1 protein-coding gene is annotated in these 597 nt (G+C 61.5%); it reads left to right on the top strand.

The features are described 5' to 3' along the window. Positions 1-597, top strand: a 597-nt coding sequence (locus ACODRZ_RS26825) for a sigma-70 family RNA polymerase sigma factor (protein WP_488986306.1), incomplete at both ends; no start/stop codon positions are given.

Raw genomic sequence — 597 nt, 5'->3', positions numbered from 1 at the left:
TGCTGCGTCTGGCCGAACGTCACAAGGTGAAGCGCACCGACTTCCTCGAATCCTACGTCGGCCGCGAGCTGGACGATACGTGGATCACGGACGTCGCCAAGAAGGACAAGAAGTGGGCTGCCTTCGCCGAGAACGAAGCCGACCCCGTCGAGCGTATCCGTCTGGAAGTCTCGGACATCGCCGCCGCCACCGGCATGGCGCTTCCCGAGTTCCGGCGCATCGTCAACATGGTCCAGAAGGCGGAGCGTGAAGCACGCATCGCCAAGAAGGAAATGGTCGAGGCGAACCTGCGTCTGGTGATCTCGATCGCCAAGAAGTACACGAACCGTGGGCTTCAGTTCCTGGATCTCATTCAGGAAGGCAACATCGGTCTGATGAAGGCGGTCGACAAGTTCGAATACCGCCGCGGCTACAAGTTCTCGACTTATGCGACCTGGTGGATCAGGCAGGCGATCACGCGCTCAATCGCGGATCAGGCCCGCACGATCCGCATCCCGGTGCACATGATCGAGACGATCAACAAGCTTGTGCGCACCAGCCGCCAGTTCCTCCACGAGCAGGGCCGCGAGCCCACGCCCGAGGAAATGGCCGAGCGTC

The organism is Novosphingobium sp. FG90, assembly GCF_057808725.1.
This window is presented reverse-complemented; position numbering and strand designations above follow the sequence as displayed.